At 73.4% G+C, this 17,229-nt stretch carries 17 protein-coding genes and 1 riboswitch; of the genes, 9 read left to right on the top strand and 8 right to left on the bottom strand.

Features of this window, described 5'->3' with window-relative positions; all coding sequences use genetic code 11:
* Positions 1-48: 48 nt before the first annotated feature.
* The 3 genes from folB to RM844_RS24910 are packed head-to-tail and all read left to right on the top strand — an operon-like array spanning position 49 to position 1,566.
* Positions 49-408, top strand: a complete 360-nt coding sequence (folB, locus tag RM844_RS24920; RefSeq protein ID WP_311669606.1) for a dihydroneopterin aldolase — start codon at positions 49-51, stop codon at positions 406-408.
* Positions 405-1,019 carry a 2-amino-4-hydroxy-6-hydroxymethyldihydropteridine diphosphokinase gene (gene folK / locus RM844_RS24915; protein ID WP_311669605.1) on the top strand — a complete coding sequence of 205 codons (615 nt, stop codon included), beginning with the start codon at positions 405-407 and terminating at the stop codon, positions 1,017-1,019. Before folB ends, folK begins: the two co-directional genes overlap by 4 nt.
* Before the next feature lie 49 nt (positions 1,020-1,068).
* Positions 1,069-1,566 (top strand): DUF3180 domain-containing protein, encoded by a 498-nt coding sequence (locus tag RM844_RS24910; protein ID WP_311669604.1) that lies wholly within the window; start codon positions 1,069-1,071, stop codon positions 1,564-1,566.
* Positions 1,567-1,633: 67 nt separating this feature from the next.
* Here the strand turns inward: RM844_RS24910 and RM844_RS24905 are convergent, their stop codons facing one another.
* Positions 1,634-2,797 carry an ABC transporter ATP-binding protein gene (locus RM844_RS24905; protein WP_311669603.1) on the bottom strand — a complete coding sequence of 388 codons (1,164 nt, stop codon included), beginning with the start codon at positions 2,795-2,797 and terminating at the stop codon, positions 1,634-1,636.
* Between the two features lie 41 nt (positions 2,798-2,838).
* Between RM844_RS24905 and RM844_RS24900 the strand changes: the two genes are divergently transcribed.
* The 4 genes from RM844_RS24900 (at position 2,839) to RM844_RS24885 (ending at position 6,180) form a co-directional block, all read left to right on the top strand.
* Complete coding sequence (locus tag RM844_RS24900; protein ID WP_311669602.1) at positions 2,839-3,591, top strand: ABC transporter permease; 753 nt, start codon at positions 2,839-2,841, stop codon at positions 3,589-3,591.
* Positions 3,592-3,620: 29 nt separating this feature from the next.
* Positions 3,621-4,373: an ABC transporter permease gene (locus tag RM844_RS24895; protein ID WP_311669601.1), complete on the top strand. Its 753-nt coding sequence runs from the start codon at positions 3,621-3,623 to the stop codon at positions 4,371-4,373.
* Positions 4,370-5,356, top strand: coding sequence for an ABC transporter substrate-binding protein (locus RM844_RS24890; protein ID WP_311669600.1), 987 nt, complete (start codon positions 4,370-4,372; stop codon positions 5,354-5,356). Before RM844_RS24895 ends, RM844_RS24890 begins: the two co-directional genes overlap by 4 nt.
* A gap of 119 nt (positions 5,357-5,475) precedes the next feature.
* Positions 5,476-6,180 carry a hypothetical protein gene (locus RM844_RS24885; RefSeq protein ID WP_311669599.1) on the top strand — a complete coding sequence of 235 codons (705 nt, stop codon included), beginning with the start codon at positions 5,476-5,478 and terminating at the stop codon, positions 6,178-6,180.
* A 54-nt stretch (positions 6,181-6,234) separates the two neighbouring features.
* On the opposite strand, the gene folE is transcribed toward RM844_RS24885, so the two are convergent.
* From folE to dacB, 6 genes are all read right to left on the bottom strand, one after another.
* The gene (gene folE / locus RM844_RS24880) at positions 6,235-6,858 is read right to left on the bottom strand and encodes a GTP cyclohydrolase I FolE (RefSeq protein WP_311669598.1); all 624 of its coding nucleotides are present in this window, start codon (positions 6,856-6,858) and stop codon (positions 6,235-6,237) included.
* Between the two features lie 118 nt (positions 6,859-6,976).
* Positions 6,977-8,995 carry an ATP-dependent zinc metalloprotease FtsH gene (ftsH, locus tag RM844_RS24875; protein ID WP_311669668.1) on the bottom strand — a complete coding sequence of 673 codons (2,019 nt, stop codon included), beginning with the start codon at positions 8,993-8,995 and terminating at the stop codon, positions 6,977-6,979.
* A 229-nt stretch (positions 8,996-9,224) separates the two neighbouring features.
* On the bottom strand, positions 9,225-9,779 hold the full coding sequence (hpt, locus tag RM844_RS24870) for a hypoxanthine phosphoribosyltransferase (protein ID WP_311669597.1): 555 nt from the start codon (positions 9,777-9,779) through the stop codon (positions 9,225-9,227).
* Between the two features lie 94 nt (positions 9,780-9,873).
* Positions 9,874-10,911 carry a tRNA lysidine(34) synthetase TilS gene (tilS, locus tag RM844_RS24865; protein WP_311669596.1) on the bottom strand — a complete coding sequence of 346 codons (1,038 nt, stop codon included), beginning with the start codon at positions 10,909-10,911 and terminating at the stop codon, positions 9,874-9,876.
* Between the two features lie 174 nt (positions 10,912-11,085).
* Entirely contained in the window at positions 11,086-12,306 is a 1,221-nt protein-coding gene (locus tag RM844_RS24860; protein WP_311669595.1) for a zinc-dependent metalloprotease, read from the bottom strand.
* 174 nt (positions 12,307-12,480) lie between these two features.
* Positions 12,481-13,866, bottom strand: coding sequence for a D-alanyl-D-alanine carboxypeptidase/D-alanyl-D-alanine endopeptidase (gene dacB, locus RM844_RS24855; RefSeq protein WP_311669594.1), 1,386 nt, complete (start codon positions 13,864-13,866; stop codon positions 12,481-12,483).
* A 109-nt stretch (positions 13,867-13,975) separates the two neighbouring features.
* Between dacB and RM844_RS24850 the strand changes: the two genes are divergently transcribed.
* Both RM844_RS24850 and RM844_RS24845 read left to right on the top strand, forming a co-directional pair.
* The gene (locus tag RM844_RS24850; protein ID WP_311669593.1) at positions 13,976-14,470 is read left to right on the top strand and encodes an inorganic diphosphatase; all 495 of its coding nucleotides are present in this window, start codon (positions 13,976-13,978) and stop codon (positions 14,468-14,470) included.
* Positions 14,471-14,545: 75 nt separating this feature from the next.
* Positions 14,546-14,607: riboswitch (guanidine-III (ykkC-III) riboswitch) on the top strand.
* 11 nt (positions 14,608-14,618) lie between these two features.
* Positions 14,619-14,936 carry a DMT family transporter gene (locus RM844_RS24845; protein ID WP_311669592.1) on the top strand — a complete coding sequence of 106 codons (318 nt, stop codon included), beginning with the start codon at positions 14,619-14,621 and terminating at the stop codon, positions 14,934-14,936.
* A gap of 428 nt (positions 14,937-15,364) precedes the next feature.
* Here RM844_RS24845 and RM844_RS24840 read toward each other — a convergent pair whose 3' ends face one another.
* Complete coding sequence (locus RM844_RS24840) at positions 15,365-16,969, bottom strand: threonine/serine exporter family protein (RefSeq protein ID WP_311669591.1); 1,605 nt, start codon at positions 16,967-16,969, stop codon at positions 15,365-15,367.
* Positions 16,970-17,229 lie beyond the last annotated feature (260 nt).

Genomic DNA, 17,229 nt, shown 5'->3' with positions numbered 1-17,229 from the left:
ACCGAGACTGAACGAGAACTGAACGAGAAACGAGAGGGAGTGAACACCGTGGACCGTATCGCGCTGCGCGGAGTGCGCGCCAAGGGCTATCACGGAGTCCTCCCCAGTGAGCGCGCCGAGGGCCAGACCTTCGTGGTGGACGCGGAACTCGGCGTGGACACCCGGCCGGCCGCCCGACACGACGCGCTCGACCGGACCGTTGACTACGGGGTGGTGGCCGAACAGCTCGCCGGCGTCATCGCCGGCGAGCCCTGCGACCTGGTGGAGACCCTGGCCCAGCGCCTGGCCGACCAGTGCCTCAGCCACCCGGCGGTGCACGAGGTGACGATCACCGTGCACAAGCCGCAGGCCCCGATCACGGTCCCCTTCGACGACGTGACCATCACCATCAAACGGAGCCGAGCATGACCCCCAGCAACGCCGCCTCCTCGTCCCCCGACCCGACCGTGCAACCCGTCCCCGCCTCCGTGGTCCGGCAGGTCGACGCGGCCGACTCGACGCTGCACAACCCCAAGCGCGCCGTGCTGTCCATCGGCGGCAACCTGGGCAACCGGCTGGAGAACCTCCAGGGCGCGGTGGACGCGCTGGAGGACACCCCGGGGGTGCGGGTCAAGGCCGTGTCCGCGGTCTACGAGACCAAGCCGGTCGGCGCCGGCACCGACGACCAGCCCGACTACTTCAACGCCGTGGTGCTGCTGAAGACGACCCTGCCGCCGGCCTCGCTGCTGGAGCGGGCGCAGGCCATCGAGGAGGCCTTCGAGCGGGTACGGGACGTGCGCTGGGGCCCGCGCACCCTGGACGTGGACATCGTCTCCTACCAGGGCGTGACCTCCCCCGACCCGGCCCTCACCCTGCCCCATCCCCGGGCCCACGAGCGGGCGTTCGTCCTGGTGCCGTGGCACGATGTCGAGCCGGAGGCCGAGGTACCCGGGCACGGGCCGCTGGCCGAGCTGCTGCCGGCGGTCGCCGAGCAGGGCGTGACACTCCGCCAGGACCTGTCGCTGGTGCTCCCCGACTGAGCACCGGGCGGCGGCGGCGGAACGACGAGGACAAGGGGCGCGCGGAGCGGTGAACCAACTGCGGATCGGCACGTTGCTGGGGCTGTTCGCCGCGGCGTTCGGCCTGTGCTGGGCGAGCGCCGGGCTCTGGGACTCGATGGGGAACACGCTGCCGGCCGTGCCGTTCTTCGCGCCGGTGATCCTGGCGCTGATCGCCGCCGTGCTGCTGGCCACCGCGCTCTCGCTGCGGTCCCGGCTGCGCGCGCTGCGCGAGCGGCGGCCGGACGCCCGGCCGGTCGACCGGCTCAGCGCGGCCAGGGCCGTGGTCTTCGGGCAGGCCAGCGCGCTGGTCTCGGCGCTGGTCGCCGGGGCCTACGGCGGCTTCGGGCTGTTCCTGCTGCTGGAGCGGATGGACGTGGCCAACCGGCGCGACCAGGCGCTCTACGCCGGGCTCGCGGTGCTGGCCGGCGCCGCGGTGGTGGCGGCGGCGCTCTACCTGGAGCGGGTCTGCCGGCTGCCGGACGGCGAGGACGACGACCGGGGCGGCCCGATGGGCCACCCCGTCTGACCCCGCCGGACCACCGCCCCCGGCGCGCGAGCGGTCGTGGTCCGGCGCCGGTCGCGCGCCGGCCGGCTCACACCGCGCCGACGTTCTCCAGCCGCACCTCGGCCCGTTCGACGGACCGGGTGTCCGCGTCGATCGAGCGGCGCAGCGCCTCGTGCAGGCCGTCCGGGGTGAGCACCCCGAGGAAACGGTCCGCCTCGTCCAACACCGCGATCCAGCCGGCGTCGTACTGGAGCATGGTGCTGAACGCGCGCTTCAGCGAGGCGCCGAGCGGCAGCCACGCCTCCATCCGCCGGGCCCGCTCGGCGACCGTGCCGGCCGGCGGCTCGGGCCCCTCCGGCAGCGGTATCCAGCCGTGCAGCCGCTCCCGCTCGTCCAGCACCACCGCCCAGCGGGCGTCCTCGGCCCGCATCCGCTCCCCCGCCCTGGCCATCGAGTCGGCCAGGTGCACCACCGGCGGCCGGGTCAGGTCGCCGCGCTCCACCGGGGTGACCGACAACCGCTTCAGCCCCCGGTCGCTGCCGACGAACGACGCCACGTAGTCGGTGGCCGGCGCGCCCAACACCGCCGCCGGCGAGTCGTACTGCTCGATCCGGCCCTGCCCGAAGACCGCGATCCGGTCGCCGAGCCGCACCGCCTCCTCGATGTCGTGGGTGACGAACAGCACCGTTTTGCGGACCTCCTGCTGGAGCCGGAGGAACTCGTTCTGCAGCCGCTCCCTGACCACCGGGTCCACCGCGCCGAACGGCTCGTCCATCAGCAGCACCGGCGGGTCGGCGGCCAGCGCCCTGGCCACCCCGACGCGCTGCCGCTGGCCGCCGGAGAGCTGGTCGGGGTAACGCCCGCCGTAGACCGCCGGGTCGAGGCCGACCAGCTCCAGCAGCTCGGCGGCGCGCGCCCGGGCCGCGCGCCGGCCGCGGCCCAACAGCACCGGCACGGTGGCCGTGTTGTCCAGCACGGTGCGGTGCGGGAAGAGACCGACCTGCTGGATCACATAGCCGATCCGCCGGCGCAGCCGGACCGGGTCCACCTCGGCGACGTCCTCGCCGGCCAGCAGAATCCGCCCGGCGGTCGGCTCCTCCAGCCGGTTGACCAGCTTCATCGTGGTCGTCTTGCCACAGCCGGACGGTCCGACCAGGGTGACCAACTCCCCCTCGGCCACCTCGAAGTCCAGGTCGTCCACAGCCATGGTGCCGTTGGGATAGCGCTTGGAGACGTGCTCGAACCGCAGCATGTTCGTGATTCTGACATGTTTCACGTCTAGGCTGCTGGAACATGAGTGCGAGGAGCGGCCAGAGTTGTCTGGCGGCCAACGACTGGATCTGTGGCGAGTATCTCCGCAGCCGCAGCCAGGAGTTGACCGAGGCCACGGTGGACCATGTGCTGATCACGGCCACCGCGGTGGGGCTCGCGGTGCTGATCGCCTTCCCGCTGGCGCTGCTGGCCCGCCGCTGGCGGCTGGCCTCGGCCGGCGTGCTCGGCCTCACCACGGTGCTCTACACCATCCCGACCCTGGCCATGTACGCGCTGCTGCTGCCGTTCTTCGGGATCTCGGTCTCGCTGGTGATCTGCGGGCTGGTGCTCTACTCGCTGACCATCCTGGTGCGGAACATCCTCACCGGGCTGCGCTCGGTGCCGACCGAGGCCAGGGAGGCCGCGATCGGCCTGGGCTACGGCCCGGCCCGGCTGCTCCTCACCGTCGAACTCCCGCTGGCGCTCCCCGCGTTGATGGCCGGCCTGCGGATCGCCACGGTCTCGGCCGTCTCGCTGACCACGGTCGGCGCCATCGTGGACAACGGGGGCCTGGGCAACCTCATCTACGCCGCGATGGACAGCTACTTCAAGGCGCAGGTGCTGACCGCCTCGGTGCTCTGCGTGCTGCTGGCGGTCACCGCCGACCTGCTGCTGCTGGGCGTGCAACGGCTGCTCACGCCGTGGGCCAGGGCCGCGGGCGGCGGCCGGAAGGCCCGCCGGGCCGCCGGCGCTCCGGTGCGGGACGCCGTGTTGGACGACCAGGCGACGGTCTGAAGGCCCGCGGGGCGAGAGGGAGCTGACGGATGAACGCGATCGTGGACGCCTGGGCCTGGCTGACCACCGCCGAGCACTGGTCGGGGCGCGGCGGTGTCTGGCAGCGGCTGACCGAGCACCTGGAGCTGACCGGGCTCTGCCTGCTGCTCTCGGCGGCGCTGGCGCTGCCGCTGGCCTGCTGGCTGGGGCACGGCGGCGGCCGGCGGTACGGCGGGACGCTGGCCATCAACCTCTCCAACGCCGGCCGGGCGGTGCCGACCTTCGCGGTGCTGGTACTGCTCACCATCAGCCCGGTCGGGGAGCACGGCGAGGCGCCGACCGTCATCGCCCTGGTGCTCTTCGGCGTGCCGCCGCTGCTCACCAACGCCTACGTGGGGGTGGCGGAGGCCGACCGGGACGTGGTGGAGGCCGCCAGGGGCATGGGCATGTCCCCGCGCCAGCTGCTGTTCCGGGTGGAACTCCCGCTCGCCTACCCGCTGTTGATGACCGGGGTGCGCACCGCAGCGGTGCAGTTGGTGGCCACCGCCTCGCTGGCCGCGCTGGCCGGCGGCGGCGGGCTCGGCCGGGTGATCACCGCCGGTTTCGACACCAACCACACCGCCCAGGTCTTCGCCGGCGCCGTCCTGGTCGCCGGGCTGGCGCTGCTGGTGGAGGGCGTGCTGGCGGTGGCCCAACGACTGCTCGACCCGGGCCGGCGCCCGGGCGCGGCCCCCACGCCGCGGACCGAACGACCGGCGCAGGACCGGCCGGCGCACACCACATCCGAGAGGGAGACCCTGTGACCGCGACACCCACCACCGGCCGCGCCCGGCGCGCGCGGCTGCCGCTGGCCGGCCTCGCCGCCCTCACCCTGGCGCTGACCGCCTGCGGCGGGGACAGCCTGGAGGAGAGCGGCGAGGCCGGCGGCTCCGGCGGCGACGGCGAGAAGGGCTCGCTGACCGTCGGCGGCGCCAACTTCACCGAGGCCGTCCTGATGGCCGAGCTGTACGCGGGGGTGCTGGAGGAAGCCGGCTACTCGGTCTCCGTCACCTCGGTCGAGGGCCGCGAGCTGTACGCGCCCGAGCTGGAGACCGGCCGGATCGACATCGTCCCCGAGTACGCGGCGACCATGGCCGAGTTCCTCAACACCGAGGTCAACGGCCCCGACGCGGAGCCCGTCGCGTCCCCAGACGTGGCCGACACGGTCGCCGCGCTGCGCGACCTGGCCGAGCCCAGGGGCCTGAGCGTGCTGGACCCGGGCGAGGCCGTCAACCAGAACGCCTTCGCCGTCACCCGGTCCTTCGCCGAGGAGAACGAGCTGACCACCCTCACCGATCTGGGTGAACTGGGCGAGCCCGTCCGGCTGGCCGCCGGCGAGGACTGCCCGCAGCGGCCGTTCTGCCAGCCCGGCCTTGAGGACACCTACGGCATCGAGGTCAGCGAGATCGTGCCGCTCGGCGTCGGCACCGTCCAGGCGAAGCAGGCCGTCCAGCGCGGCGAGGCCGAGCTGGCCCTGGTCACCACGACCGACGCGGTGCTGGAGGACTTCGAGTTGGTGACGCTGGCCGACGACCAGAGCCTCCAGCAGGCCGACAACCTGCTGCCGGTGGTCAACACCGACACCGTGGGCGGCGACCAGGACGTGCTCGACGCGCTCAACGCCCTGACCGCGACCCTCACCACCGAGGACCTCAAGCAGCTCAACCGGGCGGTGGACGCCGAGCGCCAGAAGGCCGAGGACGTCGCGCACGCGTACCTGGTGGAGCAGGGCCTGGTCAGCGCGTGACGGTCGGCTCGCGCGCCGGTACGCACGGCGCGCGAGCCGACCAGTCCGTACATAACCGACCGGGCACAACCCGATCGGCACCCTCCCACGCCCCCTCGGCGTCACGGTAGGTTTCGACCATGGCACGTGGACGTCACCGCAGCTCGGCGCTGCACAAGGTGCTGCTACCGGCTTCGCTGGGCGCGCTCGCCGTCGCCAGCGCCGGGGCCGCCTGGCTGGTCGGTGACGAGGAGGCGCTGGTCCTGCGCTCGTTGACCGCGGTGGCGGCGCTGGCCGCGGTGGTCGCCGCGGTGCAGCTGCGCCGCTGGGACCTGGCGGCCGGCCGCCGGGTGGCCAGGGAACGCGCCGGTCGGGCCGGGCTCAGCTGGAAGGTCGAGGAGCGGCAGGCCGAGCTGGAGGAGGCCAGGGAGCTGGTCGCCACCCTGGAGAACAAGGTCGCCGACAAGCGCACCGAGCTGGGGCGGCTGCGCTCCGAGCACGCGGCCCTGCTGCGCCGCTACGCGACGGCGGAGAGCGAGCGGGCCAAGGCCCTGGAGGGCCGCCGGCAGCTCGCCCTGGAGGCGGCGGAGCCGGCCAAGGCGCTGCCGGCCCGGGCCACCGACCACCGGACGGCGGGCGGCGCCCCGACGGCCCTCACCTACCGGCAGGCGTACGAGGCGCTCAGCCAGCTCTCCCGGCAGGTCGCCCGGCAGCGTGGCGAGCAGGAGGCGGCCCGGCCGGCGCCCCGGGCGCCGCGCCCGCCCCGGCCCCGGGCGGCGCGGCCGCCGCGGCAGCGGGCCGGCGGCTTCGACTTCTTCGGCCAGGGCCCGGCGCGCGAGGGCTGAGCCCGGCGGCCGCCGGCGGCGCGGCCCCTGACCGGCCCCGCCGGCCGGCCGCGCTCAGCGGGCGCGGGAGAGGATCAGGCTCATCGCCTCGGCCCGGGTGGCCGCGTCCCTCAGCTGGCCGCGCACCGCCGAGGTGGTCGTCTTGGCCCCGGGCTTGCGGACCCCCCGCATCGTCATGCACATGTGCTCGCACTCCACCACGACGATCACCCCGCGCGGCTCCAGGATGCGCATCATCGCGTCCGCGACCTGCGTGGTCAGCCGCTCCTGCACCTGCGGCCGGCGGGCGAACACGTCCACCAGCCGGGCCAGCTTGGAGAGCCCGGTGATCTTGCCGCTGGTGGACGGGATGTAGCCGATATGGGCGACCCCGACGAAGGGCACCAGGTGGTGCTCGCAGGAGGACATCACCTCGATGTCCTTGACCAGCACCATCTCGTCGTGGCCGAGATCGAAGGTGGTGGTCAGCACGTCCTCCGGCTGCTGCCAGAGGCCGGCGAATATCTCCCGGTAGGCCCGGGCCACCCGGGCCGGGGTGTCCCGCAGGCCTTCGCGGTCCGGGTCCTCGCCCACGGCGAACAGCAGCTCCCGGACGGCATTCTCGGCGCGCTTCTCGTCGAACTCGCCGATCGGCCCCGGTGCGGACTCCGCGCCCGTCAACGCCACCGGGTCAGTCATACCGTTCCCCGTTCCTCGCGATGGGCGACCCGTTCCTGACACAGGGCCGCGCCCCACACTCTAGAACGTGTGGGGCGCGGCGGGCATTCCGGACCAGCTGGCCGGGGGGAGAGGCGTGTCACTCCTCCGGGCGGGCCTCCGGCTCCTTCTCCAGCTGGGGCTTTCCGCTCTCCACGCCGGAGCCGTTGGCCGCGCCGTTGGCCATGCTGATCTCCTTGACCGGGAAGGCGACCGGCGGCCTGGTCGACGGGGCGCGGCGGGCGGAGCCCGTCCACGCGGGCCGCGGCGGCCGCTTGACGATCGACCGGAAGATCTCGGCCAGCTCCTCCTTGTTGAGCGTCTCCCGCTCCAGCAGCTCCAGGACCAGGTTGTCCAGGACGTCGCGGTTCTCGACCAGGATCTCCCACGCCTCGTTGTGCGCGGACTCGATCAGCTTCTTGACCTCTTCGTCCACCAACCCGGCGACCTCTTCCGAGTAGTCGCGCTGGTGGCTCATCTCCTTGCCCAGGAAGGGCTCGGAGCTGTCGCTGCCGAACTTGATGGCGCCCAGCCGCTCGGTCATGCCGTACTGGGTGACCATCGCGCGGGCGGTCGAGGTGGCCTTCTCGATGTCGTCGCCGGCGCCCGTCGTCGGGTCGTGGAAGACCAGCTCCTCGGCCGCCCGGCCGCCCATCATGTACGCCAGCCGGTCGAGCATCTCGTTCCGGGTGGTCGAGTACTTGTCCTCCTCGGGCAGCACCATGGTGTAGCCCAGGGCGCGGCCCCTGGAGAGGATGGTCACCTTGTGCACCGGGTCGCTGTTGGGCGAGGCGGCGGCCACCAGGGCGTGTCCGCCCTCGTGGTACGCGGTGATCATCTTTTCCTTCTGGCTCATGATCCGGGTGCGCTTCTGCGGGCCGGCCACCACCCGGTCGATCGCCTCGTCGAGGAAGGCGTTGTCGATCAGCTTGGCGTCGCCCCGGGCGGCCAGCAGCGCCGCCTCGTTGAGCACGTTGTTCAGATCGGCACCGGTGAAGCCGGGGGTGCGACGGGCCACCGCGGCCAGGTCCACGTCGGGGGCGACGGGCTTGCCCTTCTGGTGGACCTTGAGGATCTCCAGCCGGCCCTGCATGTCCGGACGGTCGACGGCGATCTGCCGGTCGAAGCGGCCGGGGCGCAGCAGCGCCGGGTCCAGGATGTCCGGGCGGTTGGTGGCGGCGATCAGGATCACGCCGCCCTTGACGTCGAAGCCGTCCATCTCGACCAGCAGCTGGTTGAGCGTCTGCTCCCGCTCGTCGTGGCCGCCGCCCATGCCGGCGCCGCGGTGCCGGCCGACCGCGTCGATCTCGTCCACGAAGACGATCGCCGGCGCGTTGGCCTTGGCCTGCTCGAAGAGGTCGCGGACCCGGGAGGCGCCGACACCGACGAACATCTCCACGAAGTCCGAGCCGGAGATGGAGTAGAAGGGGACCCCGGCCTCGCCGGCCACCGCACGGGCCAGCAGCGTCTTGCCGGTGCCGGGCGGGCCGTAGAGCAGCACGCCCTTGGGGATCTTCGCGCCGACGGCCTGGAACTTGGCCGGCTCCTGGAGGAACTCCTTGATCTCGTGGAGCTCCTCCACCGCCTCGTCCGAGCCGGCGACGTCGGCGAAGGTGGTCTTGGGGGTGTCCTTGGTGATCAGCTTGGCCTTCGACTTGCCGAAGTTCATCACCCGGGAGCCGCCGCCCTGCATCTGGTTCATCAGGAACAGGAAGACGACGATGATCAGCAGGAAGGGAAGGATGGAGAGCAGCATCCCGACGAAGGGGTTCTGCGACTTGGGCGAGACGGTGTACCCGTCGCCCAGCTCGTCGTCCTGGAACTTCGACTGGAGGTTCCTCGCGAGGTCCTCGCCCTGGCCGTCGATGTAGTTGGCCTGGACCTTGTCGCTGCCCTCGATCTCGTGGCCGTCGGCCAACTCGATCTTGATCGTCTGCTCGTCACCGGTGGTGAGCTCGGCCGACCTGACCTGGTTCTGGTTGATCGCCTGGACGACCTCGCCGGTGTCCACCTTCTTGTAGCCCTCGGAGGAGCTGAACACCTGCATCAGCAGAATGACGGCGAGGACGGCCAGCACGATCCACATCACTGGCCCACGGAAATAGCGCTTCACGTCTATCCATACGGGGCCGCGCGGCCCCGTCCCTCCTGCCACGTAGAGGCACAGCCGCTCCCGGACGGGCTCTGCTGTGCGCGCGGTGTCCTTGTGTCGGCCGATCTGCGCCCGGCCTTGATTCAGCTGAGCTGTACAACGCGACGGTACCCCAGCGGGACCGCTCAGCGCTGCCGGGCACCGGGCACCGACCGTCTCCCCCACTCAACGGTAGGGGATCGGCCGGTGTTCCCGTTCACTCCCCGTAAACGTGCGGGGAGAGCGTGCCCACAAAGGGCAGATTGCGGTACTTCTCCGCGTAGTCCAGGCCGTAGCCGACCACGAACTCGTTGGGGATGTCGAAACCGACCCACTCGACGTCGATGTCGACCTTGGCGGCGTCCGGCTTGCGGAGCAGCGAACAGATCCGCAGCGAGGCCGGCTCGCGGGAGCCGAGGTTGGACAGCAGCCAGGAGAGGGTCAGCCCGGAGTCGATGATGTCCTCGACGATCAGCACGTGCCGGCCGGCGATGTCCGTGTCGAGGTCCTTGAGGATGCGCACCACGCCGGAGGACTGGGTCCCGGCGCCGTAGGAGGAGACCGCCATCCAGTCCATGGTGACCGGGGACGACAGGGCGCGGGCGAGGTCGGCCATGACCATCACCGCGCCCTTGAGCACCCCGACCAGCAGCAGCTCCTGCCCGCCGTACCTGGCGTCGATCTCGGCGGCCAGCTCCCCGAGCCTGGCATCGATCTGTTCCCTGGTGATGAGCACCGACTCCAGGTCGGCCCCCAGATCTGACTCTCGCACCCGTGCCACTGCTCTCTACTGGCCCTACTCGGCTCGGCTTCTGACCCTGCTCTGCTCCGGCAGCCGACCCCGGTCGTACCGCCGGCCGGGCGGCCTACCGGTTCGCCTGCTGCAGCACCAGTCTGCCACCCTGCCTCCTGGCCTCGACGCGGCCCGGTAGGTTCAGCGGGCGCTGCCCGCGCCAGGCGGTGATCAGCCGGTCCGTCTCCTCGATGTGCCGGGCGAAGAGCGAGCCGGCCGGGGCGCCGGCCGCGATGGCGGCCCGGCGCAGCACCCGGCGGCGGACCGCCGGCGGCAGGTCGTGCAGCGCGGCGATCTCCAGCGTGCCGTCCGGGCGGGTGGCGGCGCGCTCCGCCTCCCTGGCCCAGGTGTCCAGCGCGTCGGCGTCGTCCCTGGAGAGCCGGGCGGTGCGGGCGAGCGCCTCCACCACGCCGCGGCCGAGGGCCTTCTCCAGCACGGGCAGCGCCTCGTGGCGCACCCGGGACCTGGTGAAGCTGGGATCGGAGTTGTGGGGGTCGTCCCAGACCGGGAGCGCCTGGGCGAGGCAGGCACGGCGGGTGCTCTGCCGGTCGACGGCGAGGAAGGGGCGGCGGTAGCGGGGGGTCGGGCCCGAGCCGCCGGACAGGCCGCCGAAGGTCGCGGCCATGCCGGCCAGCGAGCGGGTGCCGGAGCCGCGGGCGAGCCCCAGCAGCACCGTCTCGGCCTGGTCGTCCCTGGTGTGGCCGAGGAGGACGGCGACCGCGCCGTGGCGGTCGGCGGCGGCGTCCAGGGCGGTGTACCTGGCGGTGCGGGCGGCGGCCTCCGGGCCGCCGGAGTGGCCCACGGCGACAGCGATCAGCTCCACCGGGGCGAGGCCCAGCTCGGTGAGGCGGTCGGCGACCTCGCGGGCCCGAAGATCGGAGTCCGGCTGCAGGCCGTGGTCGACGGTGACGCCGCCGGCGCGCAGGCCGGCGCGGGGGGCCTCGAAGGCGAGCGCGGAGGCCAGGGCCATCGAGTCGGCGCCGCCCGAGCAGGCGACCAGCACCAGGGGCGGAGGCCCGGCGGGGAACGGCACGCCGGCCTCGTGACGGATCTCGTGCAACACGCGGCGAACCGCCAGGCGTATCGCGGCGACCGCGGGATGGGGACCCATATCCGAATCACTTCTTTCCGGAGAGTGGCACTGGGAGGACCCTCGCGCAGACTGTCACGCAGGGTGCGTAAATGGTGACAGAGAAGGCCTGTTACCCGAGCATCGCACGCCATCCCCGAGGCCACGGTCCCTCGTACGAGTGATTTGGCCGGGTTCCTGGAACCAGCGGCGGCCTTAGGCCAGTTCCTCACCCGAATCGCCACGCCGGCCGGCCCCGTCCTGGCCCCCCGAGCCGGCGTCGTACCCCTCCGGACGGACCCGGGCCAGCCAGCTTCCCGGGTCGGCGATCTCGTCCTTGGTCGGCAGCGTGTTGGGGGAGGTCCAGACCTTGTTGAAGCCGGTCATCCCGGTCTGCTCCACCACGGTGCGGACGAAGCGCTCGCCGTCCTTGTACTGGCGTAGCTTGGCGTCCAGGCCGAGCAGCCGGCGCAGCGCGCGGTCCAGCCGGCCGGCACCGGCCTCCCGGCGCCGGGTGAACTTCTCCCGGATCTCCCCGACCGAGGGCACCACCTCGGGGCCGACCGCGTCCATCACATGGTCGGCGTGCCCCTCCAGCAGGGACATCACGGCCGTCAGCCGGTCCAGGATCTCCCGCTGCCTGGGCGTCTGGACCAGCTCCACGATGCCGAGCCCGCCCAGCTCCCCGCCGACCGCCGGCTCGTCGGAGACGGTCTCCCGCGGCCCGTCGCCGCCGCGGCCGGTCAGCGAGCCGAACGCCTGCCGCACCCGCTCGACCAGGGTGGCCGGGTCCACGTCGGCCTCCGCGAGGAAGGCCTGGATCTCGCTCTCCAAGTGGTCGCGCAGCCAGGGCACGGCGGTGAACTGGGTGCGGTGGGTCTCCTCGTGCAGGCAGACCCAGAGCCGGAAGTCGTGCGGCGAGACGTCCAGCTCGCGCTCCACCTGGACGATGTTGGGGGCCACCAGCAGCAGCCGGCCGGCGCCCGGGCCGGAGCCGCCGGCGGGCAGCCCGGGGGAGGCCGGCGCGAAGGTCTCGTACTGGCCGAGCACGCGGGAGGAGAGGAAGGCCAGCAGCATCCCGACCTCGACGCCGGTGACCTTGCCGCCGACGCTGGTCAGCAGCCCGCCGGCCGGGGTGCTCGCGCGGCGCTCCCGCATCCGGCCGAGCAGCGGCTGGAGCACCGCCCGGAAGCCGGCCACGTTGGCCCGGACCCAGCCGGGCCGGTCGACGACCAGGACGGGGGTGTCCAGCGTGCCGGCGTCCAGCAGGGTGTAGCCGCGGACGTGTCCCTCGGCGGCTGTCGCGTGCGCGCGCAGCTCGGCGACCACGGCGCGGGCCTCGTCCCGGCTGACCTCCGGGCCGGGCCGCGCGAAGCGGGTCGCCGTGGAAACCGCGAGGTTCCAGTCCACCAGGTCCGTACCGCCGAGGCTCGTCATGCCGTCAACGGTACGGTGCCCGCGCGCGAAGCGGATAGGGCGCGGGCCGGGGCCCGCCCGGCCCCGATGCCTGGGGCCCGGCCGCGGGCCGCCCCGGGCCGGCGGCCGGCCGCGCTGCACCGAACGGGTGGCCCGGGCGCCGCGGCCGGCCGGGGCCGGGGGTACGGGCGCGGGTCAGCGGGCGAGCGCGCTGGCCGCCGTGTCCAGCGCCTCCTGGGCGGCCGTCGCGTTCTCCGTGTCGGCGGCCATGAAGGCGAAGGCGAGCACCCGTCCGTCGGCCGTGCTGGCGACGCCGGCCAGGGTGTTGACGCCGGTCAGCGTGCCGGTCTTGGCGCGGACCACGCCGGCGCCGGCGGCGTCGTCGCCCTCCGCGTACCGGTTGCTCAGGGTGCCGGTGAAGCCGGCGACCGGCAGGCCGGTCACGGCCGGCCGCAGCCGCGGCCGGTCCGGGTCGGCCGCCGTGGCGAGCACGCCGGTCAGCAGCCCGGCGGTGACGCGGCCGTCCCGGTCCAGGCCGCTGGCGTCGGCGAACCGCACCTCGGCCAGCGGGACGTCGAGCGCCGCCAGCCGGTCGGTGAGCGCCCGGGCGACGCCGTCGGCGGTGCCCGGCTGGTCGCTGGCCAGCGCGGTCAGCCGGCCGAGCGCCTCCGCCAGGTCGTTGTCGCTGTCCGTCAGCATCCGTTCGACCAGCGAGGCGACGGGGGCCGACCGGTGGTCGGCCAGCCGCTCGGCGCCCGCCGGCGCGCCGCCCCGCTCGACCCGGCCGTCGAGCTCGACGCCGGCCCTGGCCAGCCGCTCGGCGAAGGCGTCGGCGGCCTCGGCGGCCGGGTCGGCGGCGCGCTCGGCCGGGCCGTGCGTGCTGTCGTCCAGCCGGCCGGCGTTGAGCTGGAGCGGGGTGATCTCGGCGATGTTGGTGTTCACGCCGATCGGGTGGGTCTCGGTGGCGTAGGCGGAGACGTCGTAGGTGACCTGCACGGCGTCGATGTCGCGGTCCGCCAGTGCCCGCGCGGTGCGGTCGGCCAGCCCGTGCAGGTCGGCCGCGGACAGCGTGGTGTCCCCGCCGCCGACCAGGTAGACCCGGGGCCGCTCGGGGTCGACCAGCACCTCGGTGGTGAGCCGGTGCTCCGGGCCCAGCGCGTCGAGCGCGGCGACGGCGGTGGCCAGCTTGACGGTCGAGGCGGGCGCGCGGGCGGTGGTGACGTCCCGTTCGTAGAGCACGTCGCCGGTGGCCACGTCGATCACCGAGGCGGTGGCCTGGTCGCCGAGCGCTGACACCTCGAGGAGCGGCGCGAGGAGGCGTTCGAGCGCCTGCGGGGAGGGGGCGGTGGCTTGGCCGTCCAGCGGGCTGAGCACCACCGGCGCGGCGGGTACGGTGCCGGCCAGGCGTTCCGCCGGCAGTTGGCCGCGGACCAGGTCGGCGGCCGTCGCCTGGTCCCGTTCGGCGGCCCGCTGCCCGCCGTCCCAGGGGCCGGTGAGGGCGACCGCGCCGGCCGCCAGGGCCAGGCCACCGGCCGCGGCTCCCAGCGCGAGCCGGCCCGCCGAACGGTGGCGTCGTAGCATCTGAGCTGCCCATCGCACGGTACCGACCAGCCCCTTTCGCGTACCGACCGCTGCGTGAGAGACACTTAACCACCTGTCGCGTGCATAGATCGCTTAAGGAGTGCCCCCAGTGGAGTTCGACGTCACCATCGAGATTCCGAAGGGATCGCGGAACAAGTACGAGGTGGACCACGAGTCGGGTCGCATCCGGCTGGACCGCCACCTCTTCACCTCGACCGTCTACCCGGCCGACTACGGCTTCGTGGAAGGCACCCTGGGCGAGGACGGTGACCCGTTGGACGCGCTGGTGCTGCTGGACGAGCCCACCTTCCCGGGTTGTCTGATCGAGTGCCGGGCCATCGGCATGTTCCGGATGCGGGACGAGGCGGGCGGCGACGACAAGCTGCTCTGCGTGCCGGCGTCCGACCCGCGGATGGAGCACCTGCGGGACATCCACCACGTCAGCGAGTTCGACCGGCTGGAGATCCAGCACTTCTTCGAGGTCTACAAGGACCTGGAGCCCGGCAAGTCCGTGGAGGGCGCCAACTGGGTGGGTCGCACCGAGGCGGAGGCGGAGATCGAGGCCTCCCGCAAGCGCGCCGCCGAGGCCGGCGAGACCCACTGACGTCCCCCTCGCGGTACCCCGACGCGGCGCCCGGCGGCCCTTGGCCCCGGGCGCTTCGTTGTGCCAAACTCGCAGGCAGAGCCCCTACCGGCTCCTGGACGAGGGTGCCGTACCCAGCCATGACAAGACGGCACAGGGAGTGCGCGTCATGGCGTGGATCGTTCTGGTGATCTCGGGTGTGCTGGAGGCCGTCTGGGCCACCGCGCTGGGGAAGTCCGAGGGGATGAGTCGGCCGTGGCCGACGGCGGTGTTCACGGTCGGGCTGCTGACCAGCATGGCGGGGCTGGCCTACGCGCTGCGGGACATCCCGGTGGGCACCGGCTACGCGGTCTGGGTGGCGATCGGCGCCTCGCTGACGGCGGCCTACGCGATGGCCTTCGGCGGGGAGAGCGCCACGCCGCTGCGGGTGCTGTTGCTGCTGGGCCTGGTCGGCTGCGTCGTCGGGCTGAAGCTGACCAGCCACTGAGCTGACCAGCCACTGAGGGGCCGCTTCGAAAAGGCCCCAGGAGACGCGAGGGGCCCCCGCCCGGTGGGACATCGGGCGGGGGCCGTCGCTCTCGGTCGAGCCGGCCCGCGGGGGCCGGTTCGGTCAGACCAGCCAGCCCACGAGGTGGACGATCCCGGCGAGCACGTTGGTCAGCAGGTTCATGAGTCTCTCGACTTCCTCTGTGTGTGGAACTTCAGGACACCGCCGACCGGGCCTGGGACAGCTCCGGCCGGGCGGGCGCCGGGACGGCCGCGGTCCGTCCCTCAAGCGCCCCACCAGCATCACCGGTCCGCTGGCGTTCGGCGGACGATATGCGGAAGCACCACTCCGAAGAGCGAACGACCGGGCAGGTGTTCACCCACCGTAGGGGGGTGACTCCGGTCGGGAACCACGGGGCGCGGCCCCGGTCAGAAGCCCCTGGTGCGCTTGGCGCCCCGGCGGCCGATCGGCGTGGTGAGGCCGGGCGTCTTGATGAAGAGCCGCGCCATCTCGCCGCCCAGGTTCACGCCGACCGCGATGGCCAGCGCCAGGGTGACGGCGCGCAGCAGGTTCTCCAGGCCGAAGTCCACGTTCCCCTGGGCGAAGCCCAGCAGTCCCAGGTAGAAGGCGCTGCCCGGCAGCAGCGGGCCGATGGCCGCGGTGACGTAGGGCAGCGACGAGGTGAACTGGTAGCGGGACTGGAGCTGCCCGAAGAGGCCGACCATCCCGGCGGCGACGGCGGTGGCGGCGAACGGGGAGAGCCCGGCGGTGTCGTGCATCGCGCCGTAGACCAGCCAGGCGATGCCGCCGTTCACGGTGGCGAGCAGCACGGTGGAACGTTCCTGCTGGAGCAGCACGCAGAAGGAGAGGGACAGCAGGAGCGCCGCGGCCAGCTGGGTCACCGGGCGGACCTCCCGGGTCATCACCTCGGGGTCCAGCCGCACCCCCGAGGTCTCGCCGATGTACAGCACCCCGAGCACGCCGCAGACGATGCCCACGCTGAGGTAGATCACCTCCAGCAGGCGGGCCGACGCGGTCAGGTAGTAGCCGGTCAGCCCGTCCTGCACGCCAGCCACCAGGGCCCGCCCCGGGATCAGCGCGAAGAGCCCGCCGGTGATCATCGCGGCGGCCTGCTTCTCGCCCTGCCCCGAGGTGTGGCTGGCCGCCCAGACCACCCCGACCAGCGCCGGCGCCATCGCCGCGGCCACGAACTGGTAGAACTCCGGCAGTCCGCGCCCGGCGGCCAGCCAGGCCAGCCGGTCCCCGACCATCGCCCCTATCACCGCCAGCACGAAGACCTGCCAGCCGCCGCCCACCAGGACGCTGGCCGCGCCCGCCAACAGGCCGGCGGCCATGGTCAGTTGCCACTTCGTGAACGGGTGCCGGTTGCGGCGCATCTGGGCCAGCCGGCCGTACGCCTCCTCCAGGCTCACCTCGCCCGAGGTGATGTCGTCCACCAGTTGGAAGACCGCCGCCAGCCGGGTGTAGTCGGTGCCCCTCCGGCGCACCGTGCGGGAGAGCGAGACCGAGGGGTCGACCAGCGACGGCTGGTGGGTGATGGAGATCAGGGTGAAGGTGACGGTGGCGTCGCAGCGGTCCAGGCCGTAGGCGTGCGCCACGCCGAACATCGCGGCCTCGACGTCCTCGGCGCCCTCGCCCCCGGCGAGCAGCAGCTCGCCGATCCGCAGCGTCAGGTCGAGCACCCGGGGCACCGGCGGCGCCGGCTCGCCCTCCGCCACGACCGGCGGCGCCTCCGGCGCCGGCCGCTCGGCCAGCGGCAGCCGCACCATGGTCCGCATCCGGTCCTGCCACGGGGTGCCCCGGCTGAACGCCGGCACCCCGTGACTGGGCGTGAACTCGCTGCGCTGCTGTGGCCTGGGCGGGACGGAGAGCCCCTCGGGCACCGCGAACTCGGACGAGGGGTGGTCGCTCTCCGCGGGCGCCAGCGCCAGCCCCTCCGGCACCGCGAAGCCGGAGGTGGTCTCCGCCTCCGTGGTCTCCTCACCGGTCGCCCAGGTGCTCTCCCCGGCCACTTCTGATCCCGCTCCCTAGCTGTGTGTTGTCCGGACATGGCCCCGCCAAAAGGGCCATCCAGCGCAGCATAAGAGCATCGGTCCCCCTCCGGCGCGGTGGCGGCCGGCCAGGCCCCCCGCCGGCCCGCGGCCACCGGCCCGCGGCACCGCCGCCACCTGCCGCTTCGCCCCCGGCGCCGGCGCCGCCTGGGCGGGACGCGGGGGCCGGTGATTTCCCCCACAGGCCCCGGCGCGACCCCCGGCGTGGGTCGCGTCGGCGC

Origin of the sequence: Streptomyces chisholmiae (assembly GCF_031845445.1) — a bacterium.
GTDB classification, from domain to species: Bacteria; Actinomycetota; Actinomycetes; order Streptomycetales; family Streptomycetaceae; genus Streptomyces; species Streptomyces chisholmiae.
This window is presented reverse-complemented; position numbering and strand designations above follow the sequence as displayed.

Bases quoted from the DNA above. Each gene is read 5' to 3' on its own strand.
- RM844_RS24845 (WP_311669592.1), top strand. From the start codon at position 14,619: ATGGCGTGGATCGTTCTGGTGATCTCGGGTGTGCTGGAGGCCGTCTGG.
- folE (WP_311669598.1), bottom strand. From the start codon at position 6,858: ATGACTGACCCGGTGGCGTTGACGGGCGCGGAGTCCGCACCGGGGCCG.
- RM844_RS24895 (WP_311669601.1), top strand. From the start codon at position 3,621: ATGAACGCGATCGTGGACGCCTGGGCCTGGCTGACCACCGCCGAGCAC.
- RM844_RS24900 (WP_311669602.1), top strand. From the start codon at position 2,839: ATGAGTGCGAGGAGCGGCCAGAGTTGTCTGGCGGCCAACGACTGGATC.
- RM844_RS24905 (WP_311669603.1), bottom strand. From the start codon at position 2,797: ATGCTGCGGTTCGAGCACGTCTCCAAGCGCTATCCCAACGGCACCATG.
- RM844_RS24860 (WP_311669595.1), bottom strand. From the start codon at position 12,306: ATGACGAGCCTCGGCGGTACGGACCTGGTGGACTGGAACCTCGCGGTT.
- tilS (WP_311669596.1), bottom strand. From the start codon at position 10,911: ATGGGTCCCCATCCCGCGGTCGCCGCGATACGCCTGGCGGTTCGCCGC.
- dacB (WP_311669594.1), bottom strand. From the start codon at position 13,866: ATGCTACGACGCCACCGTTCGGCGGGCCGGCTCGCGCTGGGAGCCGCG.
- RM844_RS24885 (WP_311669599.1), top strand. From the start codon at position 5,476: ATGGCACGTGGACGTCACCGCAGCTCGGCGCTGCACAAGGTGCTGCTA.
- folK (WP_311669605.1), top strand. From the start codon at position 405: ATGACCCCCAGCAACGCCGCCTCCTCGTCCCCCGACCCGACCGTGCAA.